This window comes from Methanofastidiosum sp. (assembly GCA_013178285.1).
Classification (GTDB): Archaea; Methanobacteriota_B; Thermococci; order Methanofastidiosales; family Methanofastidiosaceae; genus Methanofastidiosum.
Window position 1 is genome coordinate 1 of record JABLXD010000068.1, and the last position, 6,945, is coordinate 6,945.

The 6,945-nt window shown below is 33.0% G+C and carries 10 protein-coding genes; 3 read left to right on the top strand and 7 right to left on the bottom strand.

From position 1 onward, the window contains the following. The coding region (locus HPY60_11355) for a hypothetical protein (protein NPV51773.1) at nt 1-565 on the bottom strand (565 nt) is incomplete at its 3' end. Nucleotides 566-693: 128 nt separating this feature from the next. On the opposite strand from HPY60_11355, the gene HPY60_11360 reads away from it, so the two are divergent. Next, nucleotides 694-1,719, top strand: a complete 1,026-nt coding sequence (locus tag HPY60_11360; GenBank protein NPV51774.1) for a DUF362 domain-containing protein — start codon at nt 694-696, stop codon at nt 1,717-1,719. A gap of 21 nt (nt 1,720-1,740) precedes the next feature. Here the strand turns inward: HPY60_11360 and HPY60_11365 are convergent, their stop codons facing one another. Both HPY60_11365 and HPY60_11370 read right to left on the bottom strand, forming a co-directional pair. Next, nucleotides 1,741-1,929 carry a 2-hydroxymuconate tautomerase family protein gene (locus HPY60_11365; protein NPV51775.1) on the bottom strand — a complete coding sequence of 63 codons (189 nt, stop codon included), beginning with the start codon at nt 1,927-1,929 and terminating at the stop codon, nt 1,741-1,743. A gap of 54 nt (nt 1,930-1,983) precedes the next feature. Continuing rightward, nucleotides 1,984-2,379 (bottom strand): PaaI family thioesterase, encoded by a 396-nt coding sequence (locus HPY60_11370; GenBank protein ID NPV51776.1) that lies wholly within the window; start codon nt 2,377-2,379, stop codon nt 1,984-1,986. A gap of 91 nt (nt 2,380-2,470) precedes the next feature. Here HPY60_11370 and HPY60_11375 point away from each other — a divergent pair, with 91 nt between their 5' ends. Then, nucleotides 2,471-2,689, top strand: coding sequence for a hypothetical protein (locus tag HPY60_11375; GenBank protein NPV51777.1), 219 nt, complete (start codon nt 2,471-2,473; stop codon nt 2,687-2,689). Nucleotides 2,690-2,858: 169 nt separating this feature from the next. Here HPY60_11375 and HPY60_11380 read toward each other — a convergent pair whose 3' ends face one another. After that, nucleotides 2,859-3,407 (bottom strand): hypothetical protein, encoded by a 549-nt coding sequence (locus HPY60_11380; GenBank protein NPV51778.1) that lies wholly within the window; start codon nt 3,405-3,407, stop codon nt 2,859-2,861. A gap of 133 nt (nt 3,408-3,540) precedes the next feature. Here HPY60_11380 and HPY60_11385 point away from each other — a divergent pair, with 133 nt between their 5' ends. After that, nucleotides 3,541-3,966 carry an META domain-containing protein gene (locus HPY60_11385; GenBank protein NPV51779.1) on the top strand — a complete coding sequence of 142 codons (426 nt, stop codon included), beginning with the start codon at nt 3,541-3,543 and terminating at the stop codon, nt 3,964-3,966. A 36-nt stretch (nt 3,967-4,002) separates the two neighbouring features. Here HPY60_11385 and HPY60_11390 read toward each other — a convergent pair whose 3' ends face one another. From HPY60_11390 to HPY60_11400, 3 genes are all read right to left on the bottom strand, one after another. Beyond that, nucleotides 4,003-5,061, bottom strand: coding sequence for a hypothetical protein (locus tag HPY60_11390; protein ID NPV51780.1), 1,059 nt, complete (start codon nt 5,059-5,061; stop codon nt 4,003-4,005). A gap of 211 nt (nt 5,062-5,272) precedes the next feature. Beyond that, the gene (locus HPY60_11395; GenBank protein ID NPV51781.1) at nt 5,273-5,500 is read right to left on the bottom strand and encodes a hypothetical protein; all 228 of its coding nucleotides are present in this window, start codon (nt 5,498-5,500) and stop codon (nt 5,273-5,275) included. Nucleotides 5,501-5,666: 166 nt separating this feature from the next. Next, nucleotides 5,667-6,945 (bottom strand): VCBS repeat-containing protein (locus tag HPY60_11400; GenBank protein NPV51782.1); only part of this gene is annotated, 1,279 nt, incomplete at its 5' end.

Consider the following 6,945-nt stretch of genomic DNA (forward strand, 5'->3'; position numbering starts at 1 on the left):
TGATTTCAATACAAAGATCAGTACAAATATCAAGACAAGCTTCAAATTTCTTTTCTTCTTGTTTTGACCACATTAATATTCTGTCTACGCCCCAAAGGTGACCTGCAATGGTCATTGGACCTGTAACTGCCCTTAAGACGGGAATATGCTTCTCGTATTTTTCAACAAGAATTTTGGCAGACCCTTCAACTATTGGATTTCTCCCCTTTGATAGAACTTCCTTAGGTAAATCGTATTTTAGTGGGTTGATATTTTCCAATACATGCTTTTTTACCGAGGGGTGTCTGATATCTGTACCTATATCAATCTCTGCCCCGAGCATTGTTGCCTCGGAAACTAGATCATTGTGAGAATACAGTACATCAAGCCCCCACGCTTTGTATCTACCCTCTTGAAATTGTGCCATTACCTTTGAATCGGTCTGGCATGCTGGCCAGGTAACGTTTGTTGAAGCCATCAATTCTTTACAATAATTAGAGAAGGTCATTACAGGTATTCTGTCAACTCGTCCTCCACTAATAGCCGAAATAAATCTCCTGTATGATGTCATTTCTTTAAATACCAAATATGTCACCTTTGTAATGTTTGATATTTATTTTTATTATAGTATATAAGAATTTAGAATTTATTAAAAAAAATAGAAAGAATTAAATAACTATTCAATTATGCTCTACATCTTGAGTGGTGAATTTATTGGCTAATGTATATTATAAACAAATTTCAAGTAAAGATAATCTAAGTAATGATGCTAGGGACCTTCTAAAAACAGTTGTTGAAAAAGAAGGGGTCTCATTAGAGGAAAAAATTCCAATTAAAGTTCATTTTGGTGAAGAAAAAAACGTTACATATCTAAGCCCTTCTTACTATGAGGGCATAATTGATTATTTGAAAGAAAATCAGATTGAATCCTGCTTCATTGAAACAAATGTTCTTTACAGGGGTGAAAGAAACGCCAGAAGAAAGCATATGTTGCTTGCATATAGACACGGATTTACAAAAATCCCTGTAGTAATTGCAGATGGTGAAATAGGGGAAGATTATACTGATATTGAAATAAATAAAAATAATCTATCAAAATGTAAAATTGCTCAAAAAATTGCAGAACAAAACCAAATGATAGTTGTATCTCATTTTAAAGGACATATAGGTGCAGGATTTGGGGGGGCCATTAAACAGCTAGGTATGGGATGTGCAGCCCGAGGCGGAAAACTAGAACAACATGCAAATACTGTACCAATAATAAATCCAATTGAATGTGATAAATGCAACAAATGTAAAAAACATTGTCCTGTTAATGCACTTAAGATTGGGTTATTTCCTAGGGTTGATAAAAAGAAATGTATAGGGTGCGCCTCTTGCATATCAGTATGCCCTAAAGGTGCAATAAAAATAAACTGGATAGGGTCCATATCAAAAAAATTCTATGAAAGGATGGCAGAATATGCATATGCAGCGCATAAAGGAAAAAACAACATCTATATCACATTTGCAGTTAATATAACTAGAAACTGCGATTGCGAGGGGCATAAAATGAAACCGTTTTTAAAAGATTTGGGAATATTTGCCTCAACTGACCCCGTATCTATCGATATGGCATGTTTAGATAAACTATCCGAAAGAGAAAAAAGAAAGATCTTCACTAGAGGGCGATACATCTTAGACTACTGTCAAGAAATAGGTTTAGGTGAAAAAGACTACAATCTAATCGAAATAAATTGATAGAGCTATAATGAAAATCTATTACCACTTTGATGCAGGAACTCCGCCTTTTCCCCAATTTGCTTTAGGTATTTCAGTAATTAAAATCTCAACTGCGTCGAGAGGTGCCCCAGTAACCTCACTGACGCATTTTGACACTTCTTTAATCAATCTTTCTTTTTTAATTTCGTCAGTATTTTCTTTCCATAAATATATCTCTACTAAAGGAATAATATCACCAATAGCTTAAGGATATTAATTCTTAAAAAGTTTTTTATTTGGTCTTTACTTTAGGGATATCTCTTTTCTATATGCCATTCCTTGAAATGTCGCGATTAATTGATTTTGCTCATTTGACACATGAATAGAGTATGTTGCAATTTTTGGATTAATAGATATTTCATTTGCCTCTGCAAATAATATCCCTTCAGATGCTGCTTTCAAAAAAGAGATGCTCACATTTAAGGCAACGGCAATATTCCCATGAGTATTTGCTGCAACTGCAAATGTATAGTCTGCAAGAGTAAAAATTGCACCTCCGTGTACTGTATTAACTGAATTAAGATGGATCTCAGAAATTCTCATTTTTGCCTTTGCATGGCCTTTTGATACGTCTACTAATTCTATACCCAGTAGCTTTGCAAATTTGTCATTTTCTGAAAAATTTTTAATAAAATCCATATGCTCCCCAAAATGATTTGATTTTTTGATTTTTATTATTAATTGAATAGATTTATATAATTATACGGAACGAGAAAAAAGGAGGTATTTTATGAAAAAGATATGTATCGTAGGCATATTGATCCTTATTAGTATTTCACTTTGTGCTTGTGTTGGTCAAGGAAGTACAAAAGAAAAATGTGGGGAATGTCCACAATTTGCTCCGCCACCACCTGGGTGGTGTGAAGATGGGATAATTATACCTGGACTAAAAGATGAATGCGGTTGCCAGATGCCTCCCAAATGTGAGAAAAAACTGGAAGAGAAATGAGAATTCCCTTAAGTTTTCCAGCAGTTATCTATTCAAACAGCCAAGAATATAATCAAGATGAATTTGAAAGCAAATGATTTTTCTGGCATGGATATGTGCCTAGGGTAAAACAAATACTATCTGAAGCTTACAAAAATAGTTTTTAAAGGATAATATTTCTTATTCAAATTTATTCTTTTTTTACTTTAACTTCGTAATGCCCAGGTACATTATCTTTTTCTTCTGTTAAATCTATATCTAAAACAATGTATCTTTCTATTGTGCCATTTTCAAAATTTTTTTCAATTATATTTCCATTGTTTACAACTACGGTAGTGTCTGCTATTAATATAATATCTTTTCCAATCGAAGCGTCCAAAAATAAAGTTTTGTTTTCATCTTTTTTAACTAACTTTATGGGGCCCCATGGATTTTCATTAAGCATAGACTTTAATTTTTCCTGTTTTTTAGATTCTAACTCATCTTCAACAACTTTAATTGCATGAGGATAAAGACTTTGAATCCAAAAATCAAAAACACCATTGTAGCTAGACGGTAATGAAATAGATTTAAAAAAATGATTATCCCTTAAGTATACATAGGCATCATTTATTCTTTCAGCATCCCAGTCTTGAAACTCTTGAACAACATTTTTAGGGCCTATGCCATCTTTCTTTTCTTGAACTAGTTCTTTATATAGATAAAGAAGCAATTTATTGTAATCTTCCTTACTGGTCATGATAACAACTTGTATTATATTATGGGCTTAAATAAGTAACTATTAGGATTCTTATCTAAAGGCCCAATATTAGATAATAATATATAGATAAAAATATTAATGATACTGGGCAATATTTTGGAGAAAGATAATTATGGAGAATAGAACAATATTAATTGCTGCAATATTCTTGATTTCTCTATTTTTAATTGGATGTGCAACTGAAGCTCCACCAAATTTTGAGGGAACAGCATGGAAATTAGATACATATCTAAGCAATGTAGACCATCTTGTAAGCCCAATTTCAAGCACCAAATTAACACTAGAATTTAAAGATGGGAGGATATCTGGATCTTCTGGCTGCAATAGCTTTTTTGCTAATTACGATGTTGAAGGTAAATCCATGTCATTTGGGCTAATGGGTGCAACAAAGATGTTCTGTTCTAATCCTGGTGTAATGGAACAAGAACAAACTTACTTATCAAGACTGGAATCTATTAAATCTTACAAGTTAGAAGGAAACAAATTAAGTCTTATTGATGGCAACGGTAAAACAGTTCTTGTGTATTCAAAAAATTAAATTTATTTTTTTTAAAATAAAATAAATTAAAATAGTTTAGGCAATACATTTTGATGCGAAATGGAATCCCATGTCGACAGTTTTTGTATCACAACTGCCATCTAAAGTAGTTGACCATCCATTTTGTAGGCCTAATGTTTCTGAAGCTTCAGAGCCAGCGTTAACTGATGGGCTGTTTTTTGGTAGGAAATAGTCTATTTTTTCCCCATTAATCCAGTCGTTCCAAGTATAAGTTCCACTTGTAAATTTAGGATCTTTTGAAATGCATCCTACTCCTTGCGTCACACTCAAATAGTCATTTTTATTGTTCCAGCTATTAGAATATGTTACAGATATTCCACTTTCCCCTTGAATGCCTGCAATACCGTTTTCAGTTGCAATGGCGTTAATAATTTTTCCAGTTCCTTTGGATTTGATTCCGCTGCCAAAGTTATTTGATGAAGTACAGTTAATTACAGAGGATCTAGAATCGACAGATATCCCATCGTTTGATTTTGATCCTGCTGAAAGGCAATTTGTGACTTTAGCATATGTTCCTACCCTGATATTGTTTCCATTATTATTGACAGAAACAACATTTTTAATTTCTGCGTTTCTATCGGTTTTGATACCGTCGAGCCCATTGTTTTCTATATAACAGTAGTCAACTACTATGTTAAGATCTCCGTAAATTCCATATCCGCCATTATCTGTTATAATACAATTGGACACTTGAGAATTGCTTCCCAAAGATATAGCATCTTTAGCAGAATTTTTTATTGTAAGATTTTTTATAGTAATATTGCCCTTAGTAGTAGTAAAACAGTTTTCAGTGTTACCCTCTGCATCAATAATTGTCTTAAATGGATCGTCACCGACTATTTTTATACCTTCAAAAGGTATCGTGATGGTTCTCGTGACTTGATACGTACCCGCGTGAACACGAATTGTGTCGCCGGCTTTAGAGTTCAATATGGTATTCATTAAATTATTTCCATTCACTATGACATCTGTCCCTGCATAAACATCTAAACGTGATGCCAAAGCAGGGGCGATTGCAACAAATGTTGCTGCAATTAAAATGCCTAACATTATTACGCTAATTGCTTTTTTCATAAAATCACCATTTTAGGCACCTTGACTCTATAGTTTCAGATATAAGGGTATTCGAATTAAGAAATATGATCGATATTAAGGAATATAATAAAATAAAATAATATAAGTATAATTAATACATTAAATAAATGAAAAAGAAGAAAATATATTATTGACGATAGGATAATCGGCTATTGGTAACAGAAAATTATTAACTAAATAAAGAATATTTTTAGATTCCATGTTTGTTCAACTGCAGGATATACAGTATAATTGCAAATAAGACAATTAACAATAGAAACCTTATGTTTTGAAATTTATTATAATCGGGCGAAGTTTCCTCTACCTCTTTTGAAGGCAACAACTTAGGCAATTTGATATAATCGTCTTTTGAATTATTAGATTTATGATTTGATTTAGGACGCTTTTCTTCTACTTGATTAGTTGGTAATAATGGCATATTTAGCCCCTGATTAGATTAAATAGAAGTGTTTTTAATTCTTTTGATATGTGAATCTATGGGGTTATTTTTTGTAGCAAAATATAATGCAGAGACAATATTTGATTATTCATAACCAACTATTAGTAAAAGAATGATAAGTATCTTTCAGTTATAATAATATTTATTACTGAGATTTATTAGAAGTGTTACTTTCATTTATGAATTCTCCAGTTGTTCTTGTTGTTCCAATGCCAAGTATCCTTGAAATTTGATCCATTGGAAGTTCTTTATGGTTGTGTGATTTGTACACTTGCATTACAACTGAAACCCCTGTTGCACCATCAACTAGTAGTTCAGTTTTGTTTAAAGACGAATATCCTTGAGACCCACCCCAGTAAATTGTTGAAGAAGTACTTTGGGAATTTGCAAAGACTAAATCATTCCATCCGTCTTTATTTAAATCACAAATTCCAACAGCGGCAGTGCCTCTTGTTTCTAAAGAAGACCTGTTAGAAGATGTGTATCCTATCGAGCTACCCCAATAGATGTATGAATTTACCAAGGCAGACCCAGCATAACTTGTTAAAACTATGTCCTGGTAACCATCCTTATTCATGTCTGAATTAGAGGCTCCATAAACCCATGAAGAAGGAATATTTGTTCTGTTTGAATTACTATATCCACTACCACTTCCCCAATAAATATAAGAATTGGGGGCCATATTTCCAAATACTATATCTTTATATCCATCTTTATTCAAATCATTGACAGTGAGGCCTCCTGCACCCGAAGTTTCTAGATTTGTTCTACTCGAAGTGCTATATCCATTGGAACTTCCCCAATAGATATACGAAGAAGGAATACCATAATTTCCAAAAATTATTTCGGGGTAATCATCTTTATTTAAATCGCTTATTGTTACTGCAAATGCCTTACTTGTGGGCAAATTAGTCCTATAATTGTTGGAAAATCCATTAGGACTCCCCCAGTATAAATAAGATTCTGGGCCGCCATAATTTGCAAACACAATATCAAGCCAGCCATCTTTATTTAAGTCTGAAACAGATACACCCCAGGCAGATAATGTTTCGAGTTCTGTTCTAGAACTATTTGAAAATCCAGAGTTAGATCCCCAATAAACATATGAGATCGAAGAAAATTGTGAAAAAACAATATCGGGATGTCCATCTTTGTTAAAATCTGCTACACAAATACCGCCTGCATCAGGGGAGACAAGATCTAGTTTAGAATTATTAGAATACCCTGAAGAAGATCCCCAAAATACATGTGATGAAATACCTGTGGATAATATAACGTCAGGCCACCCATCTTTATTCAAATCTAGCGGTTCAATTACATAAGAAGTTCCATCATTATATTTGGCAAGGTAGAAAGATGTGTCATCAAATGAGTCAGGATTTGAATTTGTAAAAAATACAGGAAGTGAAGATAAGAATATAATA

What these genes read in the sequence shown, in the direction of transcription:
- HPY60_11370 (NPV51776.1), bottom strand. Translation starts at nt 2,379, where the DNA reads ATGGATTTTATTAAAAATTTTTCAGAAAATGACAAATTTGCAAAGCTA.
- HPY60_11375 (NPV51777.1), top strand. Translation starts at nt 2,471, where the DNA reads ATGAAAAAGATATGTATCGTAGGCATATTGATCCTTATTAGTATTTCA.
- HPY60_11380 (NPV51778.1), bottom strand. Translation starts at nt 3,407, where the DNA reads ATGACCAGTAAGGAAGATTACAATAAATTGCTTCTTTATCTATATAAA.
- HPY60_11385 (NPV51779.1), top strand. Translation starts at nt 3,541, where the DNA reads ATGGAGAATAGAACAATATTAATTGCTGCAATATTCTTGATTTCTCTA.
- HPY60_11390 (NPV51780.1), bottom strand. Translation starts at nt 5,061, where the DNA reads ATGAAAAAAGCAATTAGCGTAATAATGTTAGGCATTTTAATTGCAGCA.
- HPY60_11395 (NPV51781.1), bottom strand. Translation starts at nt 5,500, where the DNA reads ATGCCATTATTACCAACTAATCAAGTAGAAGAAAAGCGTCCTAAATCA.